The sequence below is a fragment of the Frigoribacterium sp. CF331 genome, assembly GCF_057787905.1.
Genome location: NZ_CM173545.1, coordinates 2,856,901 through 2,874,445, shown reverse-complemented (window position 1 = coordinate 2,874,445; position 17,545 = coordinate 2,856,901). Strand labels below are relative to the sequence as shown.

The window sequence follows — 17,545 nt, the reverse complement described above, 5'->3', positions numbered from 1 at the left end:
CCACGCACTGATCAACAATCAACGGAGAGTGGGCGATCGGCTGTGTCAAGCCACGTGACCGGTACAACTGACGACGGCGCTGCGGCGGAGTTCGGGGCCAACGAATGGCTCGTCGACGAGCTCTACGAGCAGTGGGTGGTCGACAAGCACTCGGTCGACGAGTCGTGGTGGCCGATCCTCGAGGCCTACACGCCGGCCGAGGGCGGGGCCGCTCCGACGTCGCCGGCCGCACCGTCCGTCGAGACCGCACCCGCGCCTCCTGCGCCCGCCGACGCTCCCGCCGCCCCGGCGGCGGCGTCCGCACCCAGCGGCCAGAAGTCCGCCGCCCGCACGACCTCGGTCGAGCCGTCGGCCAAGCCGATCCCGGCCCAGGTGCCCGACAAGGCGAAGGCCAAGCCCGCGACGCCCGGCGAGCAGCCCACGCCCGAGGCCGAGGCCGTCGTCGCACCGCTGCGGGGCATGGCCAAGTCGCTCGCGACGAACATGGACGCCAGCCTGAGCGTGCCCACCGCCACGAGCGTGCGCACGATCCCGGCGAAGCTCATGATCGACAACCGCATCGTCATCAACAACCACCTCAAGCGCGCCCGCGGCGGCAAGGTCTCGTTCACCCACCTCATCGGGTGGGCGTTGGTCCAGGCCCTGAAGGAGTTCCCCAGCCAGAACGTCTTCTACGACGAGGTCGACGGCAAGCCGTCGATCGTCACGCCCGCGCACGTCAACCTCGGCCTGGCCATCGACATCCCCAAGCCCGACGGCACCCGGGCCCTGCTCGTGCCCGGCATCAAGAAGGCCGAGGAGATGCACTTCGGCGAGTTCCTGACGGCCTACGAGGACATCGTCAAGCGGGCCCGCGACAACAAGCTCGCCGCCGCCGACTTCCAGGGCAACACGATCTCGCTGACCAACCCGGGCGGCATCGGCACCGTGCACAGCGTGCCGCGACTCATGAAGGGTGCAGGTGCGATCATCGGCGCCGGCGCGCTCGACTACCCGGCGGAGTTCCAGGGGTCGGCGTCGAAGACGCTCGTCGAGCTCGGCATCGGCAAGACCATCACCCTCACCAGCACCTACGACCACCGGGTCATCCAGGGCGCCGGCTCGGGCGAGTTCCTCAAGAAGGTGCACGAGCTGCTGATCGGGCAGCGCGGCTTCTACGAGGACATCTTCGCCGCGTTGCGCATCCCGTACGAGCCGATCCACTGGAACGCCGACATCAACGTCAACCTGGCCGAGCGCGTCAGCAAGACGGCCCGCGTCCAAGAGCTGATCAACAGCTACCGCGTGCGCGGCCACCTGATGGCCGACATCGACCCGCTCGAGTACCGCCAGCGCACGCACCCCGACCTGGCGATCGAGAGCCACGGCCTCACCTTCTGGGACCTCGACCGCGAGTTCGTCACCGGCGGCCTCGGCGGCCGGACGCACGCCCTGCTGCGCGACATCCTCGGCATCCTGCGCGACTCTTACTGCCGCACCATCGGCGTCGAGTACATGCACATCCAGGACCCCGCCCAGCGCACGTGGATCCAAGACCACCTCGAGGTGCCGTACACGAAGCCGTCGCACGACGAGCAGATGCGCATCCTCGCGAAGCTCAACGAGGCCGAGGCCTTCGAGACCTTCCTGCAGACCAAGTACGTCGGGCAGAAGCGCTTCAGCCTCGAGGGGGGCGAGTCGACGATCTCGCTGCTCGACACGGTCATGCAGCACGCCGCCCGCGAGGGCCTCGACGAGGTCGCGATCGGCATGGCCCACCGCGGCCGCCTGAACGTGCTGACGAACATCGCCGGCAAGACGTACGGCCAGATCTTCCGCGAGTTCGAGGGCACCCAGGACCCCAAGACCGTGCAGGGCTCGGGCGACGTCAAGTACCACCTCGGCACCGAGGGCGAGTTCACGAGCGCCGTGGGCGAGACGATCCCCGTCTACCTCGCCGCGAACCCCTCGCACCTCGAGGCCGGCGACGGCGTGCTCGAGGGCATCGTGCGCGCCAAGCAGGACCGAGGTGCCGCGGGCGTGTTCGGCACGCTGCCGATCCTGATCCACGGCGACGCGGCCATGGCCGGTCAGGGCGTGGTCGTCGAGACCCTGCAGATGTCGCAGCTGCGCGGCTACCGCGTCGGCGGCACGATCCACATCGTCATCAACAACCAGGTCGGGTTCACGACGCCGCCGTCCGAGTCGCGCACCTCGGTCTACTCGACCGACGTGGCCAAGACGATCCAGGCACCGATCTTCCACGTGAACGGCGACGACCCCGAGGCCGTGGCCCGCGTCGCCGAGCTCGCCTTCGCCTACCGTCAGCAGTTCAAGCGCGACATCGTCATCGACCTCGTCTGCTACCGCCGTCGCGGTCACAACGAGGGCGACGACCCGTCGATGACCCAGCCGCTGATGTACAACCTCATCGAGCAGAAGCGCTCGGTGCGCACGCTCTACACCGAGGCCCTCGTCGGTCGCGGCGACATCACGCAAGACGAGTACGACGGTGCCCACCGCGACTTCCAGGACCGCCTCGAGCGCGCCTTCGCCGAGACGCACGCGGCCCAGACGGGGTCGATCCCCGTCGTCACGAGCGACGACGGCGACGTCGCCGACCTCGAGCGACCCGTCGCCCAGCAGGACGACGCGCGCGGCGAGCCCGAGAGCACCGGCGTCCCGCTCGAACTCGTGCACGACATCGGCGACGCCCACGACAACCCGCCGGCCGAGTTCTCGGTGCACCCGAAGCTGCAGCAGCTGCTCAAGAAGCGCGTCGACATGAGTCGCAACGGGGGCATCGACTGGGCCTTCGCCGAGCTGCTCGCGTTCGGATCGCTGCTCACCGAGGGCACGCCCGTCCGGCTCGCCGGGCAGGACAGCCGCCGTGGCACGTTCGTCCAGCGGCACTCGGTGCTCCACGACCGTGAGAACGGCCAGGAGTGGCTGCCCCTGCAGAACATCGCCGACAACCAGGCGAAGCTCTGGATCTACGACTCGCTGCTCAGCGAGTACGCCGCCATGGCCTTCGAGTACGGCTACTCGGTCGAGCGCGCCGACGCGCTCGTGCTGTGGGAGGCCCAGTTCGGCGACTTCAGCAACGGCGCCCAGACGGTCATCGACGAGTTCATCTCGTCGGCCGAGCAGAAATGGGGCCAGCGGTCGAGCGTCGTGCTGCTGCTGCCCCACGGCTACGAGGGCCAGGGCCCCGACCACTCGTCCGCACGCATGGAACGCTTCCTGCAGCTCTGCGCGGAAGACAACATGACGATCGCCCGACCGTCCACGCCGGCGTCGTACTTCCACCTGCTGCGGCGCCAGGCATACGCCCGGCCCCGCCGTCCGCTCGTGGTCTTCACCCCGAAGGCCATGCTGCGGCTGCGCGGTGCGACCAGCGGCGTCGACGCGTTCACGTCGGGTCGCTTCGAGCCGGTGCTCGACTGCACCCGGGTCACCGAGCCCGGGTCGACGAAGCGCGTCGTGCTGCACAGCGGCAAGATCCACTACGACCTGGCCACCGAGCTCGACAAGCGGGGCGTGCAGAACGACGTCGCGCTCGTCCGCCTCGAGCAGCTCTACCCGCTGCCGCTCGAGCGCATCACGGAGGTCCTCGACCGCTACCCCTCGGCCGAGCTCGTCTGGGCCCAAGAAGAACCAGAGAACCAGGGCGCCTGGCCGTTCGTGGTGCTCGAGCTGCAGAAGCACCTCGACCGGCAGATCCGCGTCGCGTCGCGTCCCGCGTCGGCCTCGCCGGCCGCCGGGTCGAACAAGGCCAGCGCCGTCCAGCAGGCGGCCCTGATCGCCGAGGCGCTCGACTTCTAGACGCTCGCCTCCGCTCCCGACCGTGGCCGCGCCTCCTCCAGGAGGCGCGGCCACGGTCGTCTGGGACACCTCGCGTTCCTGCTCCCCCGCGCCCCGCGCCCCGCGCCCCCCGGACCCGACTCGGGTTCCGGCTCCCCCGCACCCCGCGCCCCGCGCCCCCCGGACCCGACTCGGGTTCCGGCAACTCCGGAGTTCTGCCGCCTCAGTGGCGCCTACGCTCCGCGAGCGAGCCCATCTCCTGAGTTGCCCGACTCGACCGAGCACGTCAGCTGGCATCCTCACTCCCCCTGGGTCGCCTTCCCCGGGCCCGCCCTCGCCCCGGCCCCCTCCCCCCGGGCCCCTCGCCCCGGGCCCGACCCAGGTCGGCAACTCAGGAGTCCTGCCGCATCTCGGGCACCTGTGCGCCGCGACCGCGCCGATCTCCTGAGTCGCCGACCACGACCGCCCGCGTCGGGCAACCCGACCTGACGTCCGTGAACGGACCGGCGGGCTCGCGCGTCAGAGGCACACGGCGGTCGCGACGACGTCGACGAGTCAGGAGAACGACCGACTCGAATCGTCGCGGGGAGCCTCAGGCGGGCGGATGTCCTGAGTCGCCGACGAGCGAGCGGGGCACCGCGGCCTTCGTCGCGAGCCGGCACAGGCCCCGCCCGAGGCCCTCGAGGGGGCGGATGTCCTGAGTTGCCGACCACGAGGTGGGCAGCGCGAGACCGCGCGGGCTCACCGCACGGGCTCACCAAGCAGGCTCACCGCGCAGGCTCACCGCGCAGGCTCACCGCGCGGGCTCACTGGCGCGGGCCAGGCCGAACCGATGCCGAGCAGGTGTCACGCCGTTCGACGAACCGACCGACGCGCACACGATGCGGCAGGAGCCGCCTCGCGGGGCGGTCAGATCAGCTTCGAGTAGCGGACGCCGGCCTCGTGGTAGCCGCGCTTGCGGTAGAAGCGGTTCGCCGAGTCGGTCGCAGCGGCCGAGACGGCGTTGAGGACGCGCGCGCGGTTGCCGCGCGCCCAGGCCTCGACGTGACCCAGGAGGTGCGACCCGACTCCGTCACGACGGGCACGGTCCGAGACCACCAGCAGCAAGAGCTCGGCGGTGGGCGCGTCGTCGTTGTAGGCCCAGCGCAGGTGCGCCCCGGCCACGGCGGTGATGCGCTCGTCGGCGTCGCGGACGACCCAGGTCTCGTAGCCGGACTCCGACGTCAGACGGTCGAGTCGGGCCGAGAGGACGTCGGAGTCGAGCGAGTAGCCGAGCAGGCCGATCAACGACACCAGGTCGTCGAGGTCGCTGGCGGTCGGGATGCCGAGGGGCTGCACCGGAGCGGTCATGCCCCTGACGCTAGCGCAGCAGCAGCCCGAGGGGCGCACCGACCCGACCAGGTCGGCTTGTCACGGAAATGAGTGTCAGTTAGTATTTTAAATGCAGCATTGACCATCCGAAGCTCCTGCCGATCTCAGAAGGACCGACATGCACCTCTCAGCCCGCTCCACCCGTCGCGCCGGCTACGCCGCCCTGCCCCTCGCCGTCCTGCTCAGCGGGGTCGTCGTCGCCACCACGTCGTACGCGGCTTTCAGCGCCACGACCCAGAACGCGAACAACAACTGGACGTCCGGCAAGGTCGCCATCAGCGACGACGACGCCGACCAGGCCTTGTTCGACGTCGCCGGCCTCATGCCCGGTGACGCCGACGAGAACTGCATCACCGTCACCGCCGACACGAGCGGCCCGAGCACGGTGCGCCTCTACACGACCGCGACGGACGACCAGGACCAGCTTGGTACGGCACTGAAGATGAAGGTCGAGCGCGGCACCCTCAGCGGCTCCGACTGCTCGAGCTTCACGCCGGCCGGGGCCGCCGACTTCGACGACACGCTCGCCGGCCTCGCGAACCACTCGTCCTACGACACCGGCCTCGGCGACTGGACGGCGGACGGAACCGGGTCGACCACGTACCGCATCAGCTACGAGCTCGACCGGAACGCCGACAACACGGTGCAAGAGGCCGCGGTCAGCACCACCTTCGTCTGGGAAGCCCAGAACGACTGACCGTCACGACGCGTCACCCCACCCATCGTGAGCAGGGAGCACTCGATGACCGACCCCCGACGACGCTGCCCCGGCGACCTTCCCGTCGTCGCACTCGCGGCGGCGGCACGCACCGCACTCTGGACGGCGCTGATGCTCGCCGCCTGGTGCCTCGTGCCCGCGGTCCTCGGCTGGCACGTCACCACGGTGGGCAGCGACTCGATGGCCCCGAGCGTCCGGGCCGGTGACGTCGTCGCCGCGGCACCCGTCGCCGGCGACGACGTCGTGCCCGGGCAGGTGTTGCTCGTCGACGACCCCGACCACGACGGCCGGCTGCGTCTGCACCGTCTCGAGCGCATCGACGACGCCGGGCTGCGCCTCCGGGGAGACGCCAACGCCGCGACGGACAGCACTCCCGTCGACCCCGCCGCCGTGCACGGGGTCGGGGCGCTCCGGGTGCCCTGGGTCGGCGTACCGGGGCTGTGGGCGCGTACCGGCCAGGTCGCCCCGCTGGCGCTGCTGTCACTCGCGGCCGGGGTCGCCGTCGTGCTCACCCGTCTCGACCGGGACACTCGACTCGGGCTCCCCTGCCGCGGCTGCGGTCGCCCACGGTGGGAGGTCGGATCGCCCGCACCCGGCGCGGACGACGTCGACCGCCGGGCCGGCCTCACGCGCACGACCGCCGCGGTGACCGTCCTGTCCCTGGCCCTCGTCTCGTCGGCTCCGTCGAGCGGCGCGGTCTTCTCCGCTCCGACCCACGCCTCGGGCTCGGCGTCGACGTCGACCTTCCCCGGCTGCTTCGCCGGCCCGCAGCTCGACTCGCCCGTCCTCGCCTGGGACTTCGGCGAACCCCGCGGAACCACGGTGCTCGACGTCAGCGGCCACGGCCAGACCGGAACGATGCTCGACGACCCGCGTCGCAACGACGGCCCGTGCCCCGACAACCCGTCGCTGCACGTCGACGACACCGACGGGCGCGTCCAGTCGCAGGTCGTGGCGTCGGCACCGTCGACCTTCAGCGTCGAGATCTGGTTCCGCACCACGCACGTCGGCGGCCGCCTGATCGGGTTCAGCTCGAGCACCGCACCGGCATCGCCCTTCAAGGACAGGCACCTGTACATCGACTCCGACGGCAGACTCCGCTTCGGCGTCCAGGGCTCGTCGGGGTGGCGCTTCGCCGTCGTCAGCACGACCGGCGTCGCCGACGGTCGGTGGCACCACGCCGTCGGCAGTTTCCGTCCGGGGGCCCTCGACCTGTACCTCGACGGAGAGAAGCAGGCCGGCCGGAGCGACGCCGCGACCCTGCAGTCCTACGAGGGGTCGTGGCGGGTCAGCCGCGAGTCGCTCGACGGCTGGCCGTTCCAGCCCGCGTCGTTCCGCTTCGTGGGCGACCTCGACACGGCCCGCGTCTACGCCACGGCCCTCGACGCGGCCGCGGTACGCCAGCACTTCGCCGCCGGACGCTGACGTGACGACGCCCGCCGCACCTCCTCGATCGAGGGGTCGCGGCGGGCGTCGTGCGTCACCCCGGGTCTCATCGAGGAGGCGCGGCGCCGGTCACCGACGCCACGACCGTCTCAGCGGTGTGCGGACTGCAGCTCGCGCAACCGGGCGAGCACGGTGGCGCGCAGGTCTTCGGGCGCGGTCTCGCGGCAGGCGCGCTGGACGGCCTCGGTCAGCACGACGCCGACCTTGTGCTCGCCCTCGCAGTCGACGCAGTTCGCCATGTGCTCGCGGATGTCGGCCGCGTCCTCGCGACACAGTTCGTCGTGCAGGTACTCTTCGAGCTCTGCCTTGGCCTTGGTGCAACCACAGTCGGTCATTTCTTTCCGCCCTTCGACGAGCCGACGGGCACGGCGATGCCGCGATCGCGTGCGTAGTCGGCGAGGAGTTCACGGAGCAGGCGACGGCCACGGTGGAGGCGGCTCATCACGGTGCCCACGGGGGTCTTCATGATGTCGGCGATCTCTTGGTACGAGAAGCCTTCGACGTCCGCGAAGTAGACGGCCATGCGGAAGTCCTCGGGGACCTTCTGCAGGGCGTCCTTCACGGCGCTGTCGGGCAGGTGGTCGATCGCCTCGGCCTCGGCCGAGCGCGTCGAGCCGGAGGCGCGGGTCGCCGACTCGGCGCCACCCATCTGCCAGTCTTCCAACTCGTCGATCGTGCCCTGGTAGGGGTCGCGCTGCTTCTTGCGGTACGTGTTGATGAACGTGTTGGTCTGGATGCGGTAGAGCCAGGCCTTGAGGTTGGTGCCCTGCTGGAACTGCGCGAAGGCCGCGTACGCCTTGACGAAGGTCTCTTGCACGAGGTCGGACGCGTCGGCCGGGTTGCGCGTCATGCGCATGGCCGCGGCGTAGAGCTGGTCCATGAACGGCAGGGCCTGCTCTTCGAACATCGCGCGCTTCTCGACGTCGGCGTCGACGGCCTCGAGGGCTGCGTCGACGTCGGCCTCGGTCGGTTCGACGTCGGTCGTGGTCGGTGTGGGCTCGTGGCCCTCGGGGGTGCTCATCAGGGCCGATTCTAGTTCGGCGACGGTGATTTCCCTCGGTGCAAGTGCGACAGGCACAGGTCCTCCAGGTTCTCGCTGCATTACTGTGGTGAACCGATGCAGGTGTACAGGTATTCCGGGCCCGAGTTCTCTCCCTACGGCGACGGCAAGGTTCCCGAGGTCGACGAGGGGCGCTGGGTCGCGCCCACCGCCTCCGGCCCCCTGCGCGCCTCCACGGCCCTGCCGGGCTCGAAGTCGCTGACGAACCGCGAGCTGGTGCTCTCGGCGCTGGCCTCGTCGCCGTCGACGCTGCGCCTCCCGCTGCACTCGCGCGACACGGCCCTCATGGTCGAGGCGCTGCGGGCGCTCGGCACGACCGTCACCGAGACGCCGGCCGACTCCCCCTTCGGCCCCGACCTCGTCGTCACCCCCGGCGAGCTGCAGGGCGGCGCGACCGTCGACTGCGGGCTCGCCGGCACCGTCATGCGTTTCCTGCCCCCGGTCGCGGCCCTGGCGCTCGGCCCGGTCACGTTCGACGGCGACGCCAGCGCCCGCAAGCGTCCGATGCGTACGACGATCGAGGCCCTCCGGGCGTTGGGCGTCGAGGTGAACGACGACGGACGCGGCTCCCTGCCCTTCAGCCTCTACGGCACGGGCGAGGTCGAGGGCGGCGACGTCGAGATCGACGCGTCGGCCTCGAGCCAGTTCGTCTCGGGCCTGCTGCTCTCGGCCCCGCGGTTCGAGCGCGGGCTGACGCTCACCCACAGCGGCGACCGCCTGCCGAGCCTGCCCCACATCGAGATGACGATCGACGCCCTCGCCCGGCGCGGTGTCGAGGTCGAGTCGCCGTCGACCGGCGTCTGGGTCGTGCCGCCGACGCCGATCCAGGGCCGCGAGGTCGTCATCGAGCCCGACCTGTCGAACGCGGCACCGTTCCTCGTGGCAGCTCTCGTCGCCGGCGGCACGGTCTCGATCGCGCACTGGCCCGCCGAGACGACCCAGGTCGGGGCCGACCTGATCGACCTGCTGCCCCTCTGGGGTGCGACCGTCACGCTCGACGGCGACACCCTGACCGTCGACGGCGGGGTCGGCCTGATCGGAGGGGGCTCGCTGCCCGGCGTCGACGTCGACCTGTCACGTGGGGGCGAGCTCGCACCCGCCCTCGTCGCGCTGGCAGCCCTCGCCTCGGGCCCCAGCACGATCACCGGCATCGGCCACCTCCGCGGGCACGAGACCGACCGGCTCGCGGCCCTCGCCGCCGAGATCAACGCCCTGGGAGGCGCGGTGACCGAACTCGAGGACGGCCTGCGCCTCGAGCCGTCCCCGCTGCACGCCGGCCAGTGGCGCACCTACGAGGACCACCGGATGGCCACCGCCGCCGCGATCATCGGGCTCGCGGTCGAGGGCGTCGAGCTCGACGACGTGCGCGTCGTCGCGAAGACGCTGCCGCAGTTCGTCGAGCTGTGGGACGAGATGCTCGGCCGAGCCGTGCACGAGAGCCCCGCCGACATCGACCTGCTCGGGTTCCTCTAGGCATCCGGGCCCATGACGACGAGCGGGTGCGGGGCACGATGAGCTGGTGGACCGACGGCGACGAGGCCGACGACGAGGGCGACTACGCCCAGTACGACGAGAGCTCGGTGCGGGTGCGCCCGAACCCGAAGGGCAACAAGCCGCGCACGAAGCAGCGGCCGGCCTACGCGAACGCGGAAGAGGGCGTCGTCTGGACGGTCGACCGTGGCCGGTACGGCGTGCTGATGGACGCCGGCACCCCCGACGAGCGCGAGATCACGACGGCCCGGGCCCGCGAGCTGGGCAAGAAGAGCGTCGTCACGGGCGACCGCGTGGGCGTCGTCGGCGACACGAGCGGTTCCGAGGGTTCGCTCGCCCGCATCGTCAAGGTGCACGAGCGCTCGACCCTGCTGCGCCGCAGCGCCGACGACAGCGACGCGGTCGAGCGGGTCATCGTCGCCAACGCCGACCAGATGCTGATCGTCGTGGCGGCCGCCGACCCCGAGCCCCGACCGCGCCTGGTCGACCGCTACATGGTGGCGGCGTTCGACGCCGGGGTCGAGCCGATCCTCTGCATCACGAAGACCGACCTCGCCGACCCGGCACCGTTCGCGGCGCACTTCTCGTGCTTCGACCTGCGCATCGTCACGACGACGTCGACCTCGTTCGACGAGGTCGCGCCGGGCGGGCGGGTCTCGCCCGCGCTCGACGAGCTGCGCGGGGTCCTCGACGGCCACGTGACCGTCACCGTCGGGCACTCGGGCGTCGGCAAGTCGACGCTCGTCAACGCCCTGACCGGTTCGCGGCGCGAGGTGGGCGTGGTCAACGCCGTGACCGGACGCGGGCGGCACACCTCGTCGTCGACCGTCTCGTTCAAGGTGCCGACCGGGGGCTGGATCGTCGACACCCCGGGCGTCCGTTCGTTCGGCCTCGGGCACGTCGACCCCGAGAACATCCTCAAGTCGTTCGCGGCACACGCGATCCCCGCCGAGGGCGAGCCGGTCGACGGCATCCCGCTCGCCGAGGCCCACGACTGGGAGATCGTCGACCGCATCGAGGCCGGCGAGCTCGGCGACGTCGGCCGCGAGCGGCTCGAGTCGTTGCAGTCGTTGCTCGCGTCCAAGGGCGGCGTGAGCGGACGCGACCTGGCGGCCGCCGCCGACGACGCGCGCAGCGACGAGCTCGGCTAGCGCGTTCCGGCGTCGCGCCGCCCCCGGCCGGTCCGTGCCGTGGCCGGCCGTGCGGCATCGCGCCGTGTTTCGTGCAGCACACCGGGACTAGTCGCGGCGCCGTGCACGAAACGCGGTGCGACGACGTTCGGTGGGCCCGCCCCTGCCGGTTGATGTGGGCCCGTGCCGTGCCGTGCGCGGCTCCGCGCCACCGAAGACGTCGCACCGCGGTTGGTGCAGCACACCGGGACTAGTCGCGGCGCCGTGCACGAAACGCGGTGCGGTGGGTCAGGAGGCGCGGGCCGGGGCTCGCGGGCGGGTCGCGGACGGACAGGGCGGCCGGGGCAGGGCGGACGGGCAGGGCGGGCTGGGCAGGCGGGCGGGCAGGGCGGGCGGGCAGGGCGGGCTGGGCAGGGCGGGCTGGGTACGCTGACGGGGTGACCGATGCTGCCGAGCCGACCCGCGCCTCCTCGTCCGAATCCGAACCCGAATCCGACCCGACGACGACGGGCGCCCGCACCCCGGCGGCCGACCCGACGACGACGGGCGTCCGCACCGCGGCGGCCGACCCGGCGGGGGCGGTGGCGTGGGCCGACGACCTCGCGCTCGCGCTCGAGCTGGCCGACCTGGCCGACGCGATCAGCACCGAGCGCTACCGCTCGGCCGACCTGCACGTGTCGCTGAAGCCCGACCGCTCGCACGTGACCGACGCCGACCAGGCCGTCGAGCGGGCGATCCGTGAGCGGGTCGCCGCCGCCCGTCCCGACGACACCTTCTACGGCGAGGAGTACGGCCACGACGCCCCGTCGCACCGCCAATGGGTCGTCGACCCGATCGACGGCACCGCGAACTTCCTGCGCGGGGTGCCGGTCTGGGCGGCGCTGATCTCGCTCGTCGTCGACGGGGTGCCCGTGGTCGGCGTGGTGAGCGCCCCGGCGCTGGGGCGACGCTGGTGGGCGACCCAGGGCGGCGGGGCGTTCTCGACCGAGCACGAGGGGCCGCTGCGCGTCTCGGGCGTGCGCGACCTGGCCGACGCCTCGCTGAGCTTCAACGGGCTGGACTACTGGATCGACGCCGGGCGCCTGCCGCAGCTGCTCGACCTGACGAGCAAGGTGTGGCGGACCCGCGCCTACGGCGACTTCTGGTCGTACATGCTCGTCGCCGAGGGCGCGGTCGACGTCGCGGGCGAGTTCGACCTGCAGCCGTACGACATGGCGGCCGTGGCGGTCGTCGTCGAGGAGGCCGGCGGTCGCTTCACGAGCGCCGACGGCCGTCCGGGCCCGTGGCACGGCACGGCGATGGCGACGAACGGGCTGCTGCACGAGACCGTCCTCGGGATCGTGGCCGCGCCTCCTGCCTGAACCGAGGTCGAGCTCACGCCGCCACGAAGGACACGAGCCGCCACGTTCTTGCGTGGCGGCTCGTGTACTTCGTGGCGGCTCGTGTACGTCGTGGCGGGATGACGGCGGTCGAGATTCATCCCTGCGACGGAGGGCAGCTCAGCCCTGCGCTCATGTTCACGCAACGTCCGGACGGCTTGACTGGTCGCACGACGTCACCGGCCCCGCCAGGGGCACCGAGCAGCTCGGGCAGGGACGTCAGGGGCTCCGCCACCCGTGTCCCTGTCACGGGCGGCGGGCCTCGGCAACAGCCCCCACCGACCGCCCCACCCGCCGACCGAGAGGCCCTCCATGTTCGTCACGCCCGCCGCCACCGTCTCCGCCACGACCAGCACGGCCACCGGGTCGGTCGACCCCGCCTCGATCACGCTGCCCGGCACCCGCCAGGTCGACGTCACGAGCTACGTCGTCGAGGCGTTCGCCCGCCTCTGACGCACCGGTCGCCGCACACCCGGGAGGCGCGGCCCACCTGCGCGGGCCCCTCGCCTACGACGCCTCGGCCGCCTGGCCCACGCGCCCCTTCTTGCGGGCACGCAGGTCCATCAGCCCGAGCACGAGCGCCACGGCCACGAGGGCGATCGTGACGAAGAAGCCGTTGCGGTAGGCCTCGTGGTAGACGCCGAGGTCCGACCCGGCGGCTCCCCCGGCTCCGGCGATGACCGAGTAGAACGTCGAGACCGCCGCCGCCGTGCCGATGGCCGTGCCGGCGCGCTGCCCGACCTGCCCCATCGAGCCGGCGACGCCGCCCATCTCGACGGGTACCTCGGCGAGGGTCAGCGTCTGGTTCGGCGAGATGACGAAGCCACCTCCGGTGCCGGCGATCAGCATGCCGACGCCCATGGCGTACGGCGTGATCTCGCGGGGCGTGAGCACGGCGGCGAGCAGCAGGGCGACGAAGCCCACCGCGACCAGGACGAGACCGAGCACGACCAGGCTGCGGCCGAGGCGGTCGACGAGGCGTCCGCCGTAGAACGCGGCGACGGCGCTGGTCAGCGCGAAGGGGATGGTCACCATGCCGGCGTAGACGGGTTCGAGGCCGAGCCCCTGCTGCAGGTAGAGCGTCGTCAGCAGGAACGTCGCGGGCAGGGCGCAGAAGTACACCGTGGCGATCAGGGTGCCGTTGCGGTACGAGGCCAGCGAGAACAGGCTGAAGTGCACGACCGGCGACTTGCCCTTCGCCTTGTAGCGCTGCTCCCACCAGACGAACGCGGCGCCGAACCCGACGAAGCCGATCAAGAACAGCCATCGCAGCGGGTCGTCGCCCTGCCCGGTGGTGAGCACGAACGGCAGCATGAGCGTGAAGATCGTCAGCCCGAGCAGCACGATGCCGAACAGGTCGAGCTCGTTGTGGCCGTTCGAGGCCGTCCGGGTCTTCGGCAGCAGCTTGAGCGCGAAGAAGATGGCGATCAGGCCGAGCGGGATGTTCATCCAGAACAGCAGGCGCCAACCGTCCTCCGGGCCGCCGATCGCGATCAGCAGACCGCCGAGGGTCGGGCCGAAGGCGGTGCTGACGCCGATGATGGCGCCGAAGAAGCCGAACGCTCGGCCGCGTTCCTTGCCCTGGAAGAGCTGCTGGATCAGCCCGAGCACCTGCGGCATCTGGATGCCGGCGGCGACGCCCTGCAGGATGCGCGCCGCGACGAGCAGCTCGATGGTCGGGGCGAGGGCGCAGAGCAGGCTGGCGACCGTGAACGAGGTCAGGCCGATGACGAACATCATGCGGCGCGACTTGAGGTCGCCGAGTCGCCCGGACGGCACGAGCGACAGGCCGAACGCGAGAGCGTAGCCGGCGACGATCAGCTGCAGGGCGGTGGGCCCGGCGCCGAGCGAGGCCTCGATGCTGGGCAGCCCGACGTTCACCTTCGACAGGTCGAGGATCGTCAGGGCGGCGACGCCGACGCAGACGGCGAAGGCGCGCCACTTCTGGCGGTCCTCCTCCGAGCGGGCGGCGGACGTGGGGCGCGGCGAGTCGGCGCCTCCCGGGGCAGGGGTGTCGGATGTCTTCGTCATGGGATCGTTCCGTCATACACCGTGCACGGCCTGCAACGACGCGAGTGGCTGCGGAACGGGGGCGGCCCGGGCGGGCCGACCCTCGCCTCCAGGGCCCTTCGGTCGAGGAGACCGGGAGCCGAGGAGGCGCGGGTGGCGACGACCGTCAGGCCGCCTTGATGAGGCCGTTCGGGTTGAGGACGTACTTGGTGGCGGCGCCCTTGTCGAACTCGGCGTAGCCGCGCGGGGCGTCCTCGAGGCCGATCGCCTGGGCGTGGACGTTCTTCGCGATGCTCGTGCGGTCGTGGAGGATGGCCATCATGAGCTGCCGGTTGTACTTCATAACCGGGCACTGACCGGTGGTGAACGACAGCGACTTGGCCCAGCCGGTGCCGAGGCTGAGCGACAGCGAGCCCTTCTGGGCGGCCTCGTCGACTCCGCCCGGGTCACCCGTGACGTAGAGCCCCGGGATGCCGAGGGCGCCACCGGCAGCGGTGACGTCCATCAGCGAGTTGAGGACGGTGGCGGGGGCCTCTTCGCCCGATCCGCCGCCGTGGCCCTTCGCCTCGAAGCCGACGGCGTCGATGCCGCAGTCGACGAGCGGTTCGCCGAGGATCTGGTCGATCTGCTCGGCGGGGCCGCCCTTGGTCAGGTCGACGGTCTCGCAGCCGAAGCTGCGGGCCTGGGCGAGGCGGTCGGCGTTCATGTCGCCGACGATGACGACGCTCGCGCCGAGCAGCAGGGCACCCGTGGCGGCGGCGAGGCCGACCGGCCCGGCCCCGGCGACGTAGACGGTCGAGCCGACCTCGACGCCGGCGGTGACGGCGCCGTGGAAGCCCGTCGGGAAGATGTCGGAGAGCATCGCCAGGTCGAGGATCTTCTCCATCGCCTGGTCGCGGTCGGGGAACTTCAGCAGGTTCCAGTCGGCATAGGGCACGAGCACGTACTCGGCCTGGCCGCCGACCCAGCCGCCCATGTCGACGTAGCCGTAGGCGCTGCCGGGGCGGTCGGGGTTGACGTTGAGGCAGATGCCGGTCTTGCGCTCCTTGCAGTTGCGGCAGCGGCCACAGGCGATGTTGAACGGCACCGAGACGATGTCGCCGACCTTGATGAACTCGACGTCGGGGCCGACCTCGACGACCTCGCCGGTGATCTCGTGGCCGAGCACGAGGTCGGTCGGGGCGGTGGTGCGACCACGGACCATGTGCTGGTCCGACCCGCAGATGTTCGTGGCGACCGTGCGCAGGATGGCGCCGTGGTTGACCTTGCGGCCGACGTTCGCCGGGTTGACGCCCGGGCCGTCCTTCAACTCGAAGGTCGGGTACTCGGTGTCGATGACCTCGACCTGGCCGGGGCCCTTGTAGGCGACCGCGTGATTCGTTGCCATGGTGATCCTCCTTGATCACGTGCGAGCACGGGACGTGCCCGATCTCTCGCAGGCTATTGCGGGCCTCGATGCCGACGAATCGAATCTCAGGCAGCACTCAGGGTCGAGGAGAGGCGACACTTGTCGCTGAACGGCTGCATCCACCCCCCTTCGGGGGTCACTTCGCCGTGGGGCGCGAGATGTGTACCCCGCCTGGGCATCCGGTGTGTGAGTATGGTCCCGGCGCAGAGCCGTGAGGAACCATCAGGGTGCCGAGAGGCAGGGTCCGCACGGTGACCGCCCGAGCTCCTGCCACGGTGCTCGAGCCGATCAGGACAGGACCTCAGCCACGTGGAACTCCGTGACTACATCCGCATTCTCCGCAAGGGGTGGATCTTCATCGCCGCCCTCACGCTCGCCGGCGTCGCCGCCGGGGCGCTCGCCTCGATCCTGGCCACGCCGACCTACGTGTCGTCGACCCGGCTCTTCGTCTCGGTGCAGGCGCAGGACTCGTCGACCACGGGTGACGCGGTGCAGGGCAGCAGTGCGGCGCAGCAGAAGGTGCGGTCGTACGTCGACGTCGTGACGAGCGACGCCGTGCTCGACCCGGTCATCGACCAGCTAGGCCTCGACACGACGGCCGCCGAACTCGCGACCGAGATCACGGCCGAGTCGCCGCTCAACACCGTGCTGATCAACATCACCGTGACCGACACCGACGCGCAGCGGGCGGCCGACGTCGCCAACGCGGTGGGCGCCTCTTTGACGGACGTGGTCGTCAACGACCTCGAGACGCCGACCGGTGGAGGCGCGAGCCTGGTCAAGATCGCCACGATCGTCCCCGGGTCGGTCGCCTCGGCACCCGCCACCCCGCGCACCGCGCTGAACCTCGGCCTCGGCCTGCTCATCGGCCTGGCGCTCGGCGTGGGCGCAGCCGTGCTGCGGAGCACCCTCGACACGCGCATCCACGGGTCGCACGACGTCGAGCTCGTCACCGACGCGCCCATCGTCGGCGGCATCAGCTTCGACCCCGGCGCGAAGAAGCACCCGCTGATCGTCCACGTCGACCCGCGCAACCCGCGCTCGGAGTCGTTCCGCACCCTGCGCACCAACCTGCAGTTCGTCAACGTCGAGTCGCAGAGCCGCTGCTTCGTCGTCACGTCGTCGCTGCCCGGCGAGGGCAAGACCACGACGACGGCCAACCTCGCGGTGGCCCTCGCCGAGACGGGAGCCACGGTGGCCGTCGTCGACGGCGACCTTCGCCTGCCCCGGCTCGCCGACACGCTCGGCCTCGAGGGCGTCGTCGGCCTGACCGACGTGCTGATCGGTCGCGCCGACCTGCAGGACGTCCTGCAGCCGTGGGGCCGCGGCACCATGTACGTGCTGCCGGCCGGCCGCGTCCCCCCGAACCCGAGCGAGCTGCTGGGGTCGAAGGCGATGACGGCGCTGATCGAGTCGCTGACGACGTCGTTCGACTACGTGCTGATCGACGCGCCCCCGTTGCTGCCGGTCACCGACGCGGCCATCCTCAGCAAGCTGACCGGCGGGGCGATCGTGGTGTCGGCCGCGGGTCGCACGACGCGGAACGAGCTGCAGTCGGCGTTGCGCAACCTCGAGCACATCGGCAGCAAGGTGCACGGCATCGTGCTGACGATGCTGCCGACCAAGGGCCCGGACGCCTACGGCTACGGCAACTACAGCGCCTACTACGGCATGGAGCAGGACGCCCCCGAGGCGGGCGTCGGCGACCTGCCCGTGGCGCCGAAGACGAGCTCGCGTTCCGGGAAGTAG

13 protein-coding genes are annotated in these 17,545 nt (G+C 71.4%); 8 read left to right on the top strand and 5 right to left on the bottom strand.

From position 1 onward, the window contains the following. Positions 1 to 42 precede the first annotated feature (42 nt). A complete protein-coding gene (locus AC3CCI_RS13320) occupies positions 43 to 3,804 on the top strand; it encodes a multifunctional oxoglutarate decarboxylase/oxoglutarate dehydrogenase thiamine pyrophosphate-binding subunit/dihydrolipoyllysine-residue succinyltransferase subunit (RefSeq protein ID WP_354592927.1) in 3,762 nt (1,253 codons plus the stop codon). Between the two features lie 888 nt (positions 3,805 to 4,692). On the opposite strand, the gene AC3CCI_RS13315 is transcribed toward AC3CCI_RS13320, so the two are convergent. Next, positions 4,693 to 5,133 carry a GNAT family N-acetyltransferase gene (locus AC3CCI_RS13315; protein ID WP_488627472.1) on the bottom strand — a complete coding sequence of 147 codons (441 nt, stop codon included), beginning with the start codon at positions 5,131 to 5,133 and terminating at the stop codon, positions 4,693 to 4,695. 139 nt (positions 5,134 to 5,272) lie between these two features. Here AC3CCI_RS13315 and AC3CCI_RS13310 point away from each other — a divergent pair, with 139 nt between their 5' ends. Both AC3CCI_RS13310 and AC3CCI_RS13305 read left to right on the top strand, forming a co-directional pair. After that, the gene (locus tag AC3CCI_RS13310; RefSeq protein ID WP_488627471.1) at positions 5,273 to 5,851 is read left to right on the top strand and encodes a hypothetical protein; all 579 of its coding nucleotides are present in this window, start codon (positions 5,273 to 5,275) and stop codon (positions 5,849 to 5,851) included. A gap of 45 nt (positions 5,852 to 5,896) precedes the next feature. Beyond that, entirely contained in the window at positions 5,897 to 7,297 is a 1,401-nt protein-coding gene (locus AC3CCI_RS13305; RefSeq protein ID WP_488627470.1) for a LamG-like jellyroll fold domain-containing protein, read from the top strand. A gap of 110 nt (positions 7,298 to 7,407) precedes the next feature. Here the strand turns inward: AC3CCI_RS13305 and AC3CCI_RS13300 are convergent, their stop codons facing one another. Together AC3CCI_RS13300 and AC3CCI_RS13295 are read right to left on the bottom strand one after the other, a co-directional pair. Then, on the bottom strand, positions 7,408 to 7,653 hold the full coding sequence (locus AC3CCI_RS13300; protein WP_056257171.1) for a zf-HC2 domain-containing protein: 246 nt from the start codon (positions 7,651 to 7,653) through the stop codon (positions 7,408 to 7,410). Further along, on the bottom strand, positions 7,650 to 8,339 hold the full coding sequence (locus AC3CCI_RS13295; protein ID WP_354592930.1) for a sigma-70 family RNA polymerase sigma factor: 690 nt from the start codon (positions 8,337 to 8,339) through the stop codon (positions 7,650 to 7,652). Before AC3CCI_RS13295 ends, AC3CCI_RS13300 begins: the two co-directional genes overlap by 4 nt. A 96-nt stretch (positions 8,340 to 8,435) precedes the next feature. Here AC3CCI_RS13295 and aroA point away from each other — a divergent pair, with 96 nt between their 5' ends. The 4 genes from aroA to AC3CCI_RS13275 all read left to right on the top strand — a co-directional run bounded on the left by aroA (position 8,436) and on the right by AC3CCI_RS13275 (position 12,831). Next, positions 8,436 to 9,851, top strand: coding sequence for a 3-phosphoshikimate 1-carboxyvinyltransferase (gene aroA, locus AC3CCI_RS13290; protein ID WP_488627469.1), 1,416 nt, complete (start codon positions 8,436 to 8,438; stop codon positions 9,849 to 9,851). A gap of 38 nt (positions 9,852 to 9,889) precedes the next feature. Beyond that, complete coding sequence (gene rsgA, locus AC3CCI_RS13285; protein ID WP_488627468.1) at positions 9,890 to 11,020, top strand: ribosome small subunit-dependent GTPase A; 1,131 nt, start codon at positions 9,890 to 9,892, stop codon at positions 11,018 to 11,020. A gap of 560 nt (positions 11,021 to 11,580) precedes the next feature. Then, entirely contained in the window at positions 11,581 to 12,360 is a 780-nt protein-coding gene (locus tag AC3CCI_RS13280) for an inositol monophosphatase family protein (RefSeq protein ID WP_488628694.1), read from the top strand. 330 nt (positions 12,361 to 12,690) lie between these two features. Next, positions 12,691 to 12,831, top strand: coding sequence for a hypothetical protein (locus AC3CCI_RS13275; protein WP_354592933.1), 141 nt, complete (start codon positions 12,691 to 12,693; stop codon positions 12,829 to 12,831). 54 nt (positions 12,832 to 12,885) lie between these two features. On the opposite strand, the gene AC3CCI_RS13270 is transcribed toward AC3CCI_RS13275, so the two are convergent. Both AC3CCI_RS13270 and fdhA read right to left on the bottom strand, forming a co-directional pair. Further along, positions 12,886 to 14,409: an MFS transporter gene (locus AC3CCI_RS13270; RefSeq protein ID WP_354592934.1), complete on the bottom strand. Its 1,524-nt coding sequence runs from the start codon at positions 14,407 to 14,409 to the stop codon at positions 12,886 to 12,888. A 145-nt stretch (positions 14,410 to 14,554) separates the two neighbouring features. Further along, complete coding sequence (fdhA, locus tag AC3CCI_RS13265; RefSeq protein ID WP_354592935.1) at positions 14,555 to 15,775, bottom strand: formaldehyde dehydrogenase, glutathione-independent; 1,221 nt, start codon at positions 15,773 to 15,775, stop codon at positions 14,555 to 14,557. A gap of 330 nt (positions 15,776 to 16,105) precedes the next feature. Between fdhA and AC3CCI_RS13260 the strand changes: the two genes are divergently transcribed. Beyond that, positions 16,106 to 17,545, top strand: a complete 1,440-nt coding sequence (locus AC3CCI_RS13260) for a tyrosine-protein kinase domain-containing protein (RefSeq protein ID WP_354592936.1) — start codon at positions 16,106 to 16,108, stop codon at positions 17,543 to 17,545.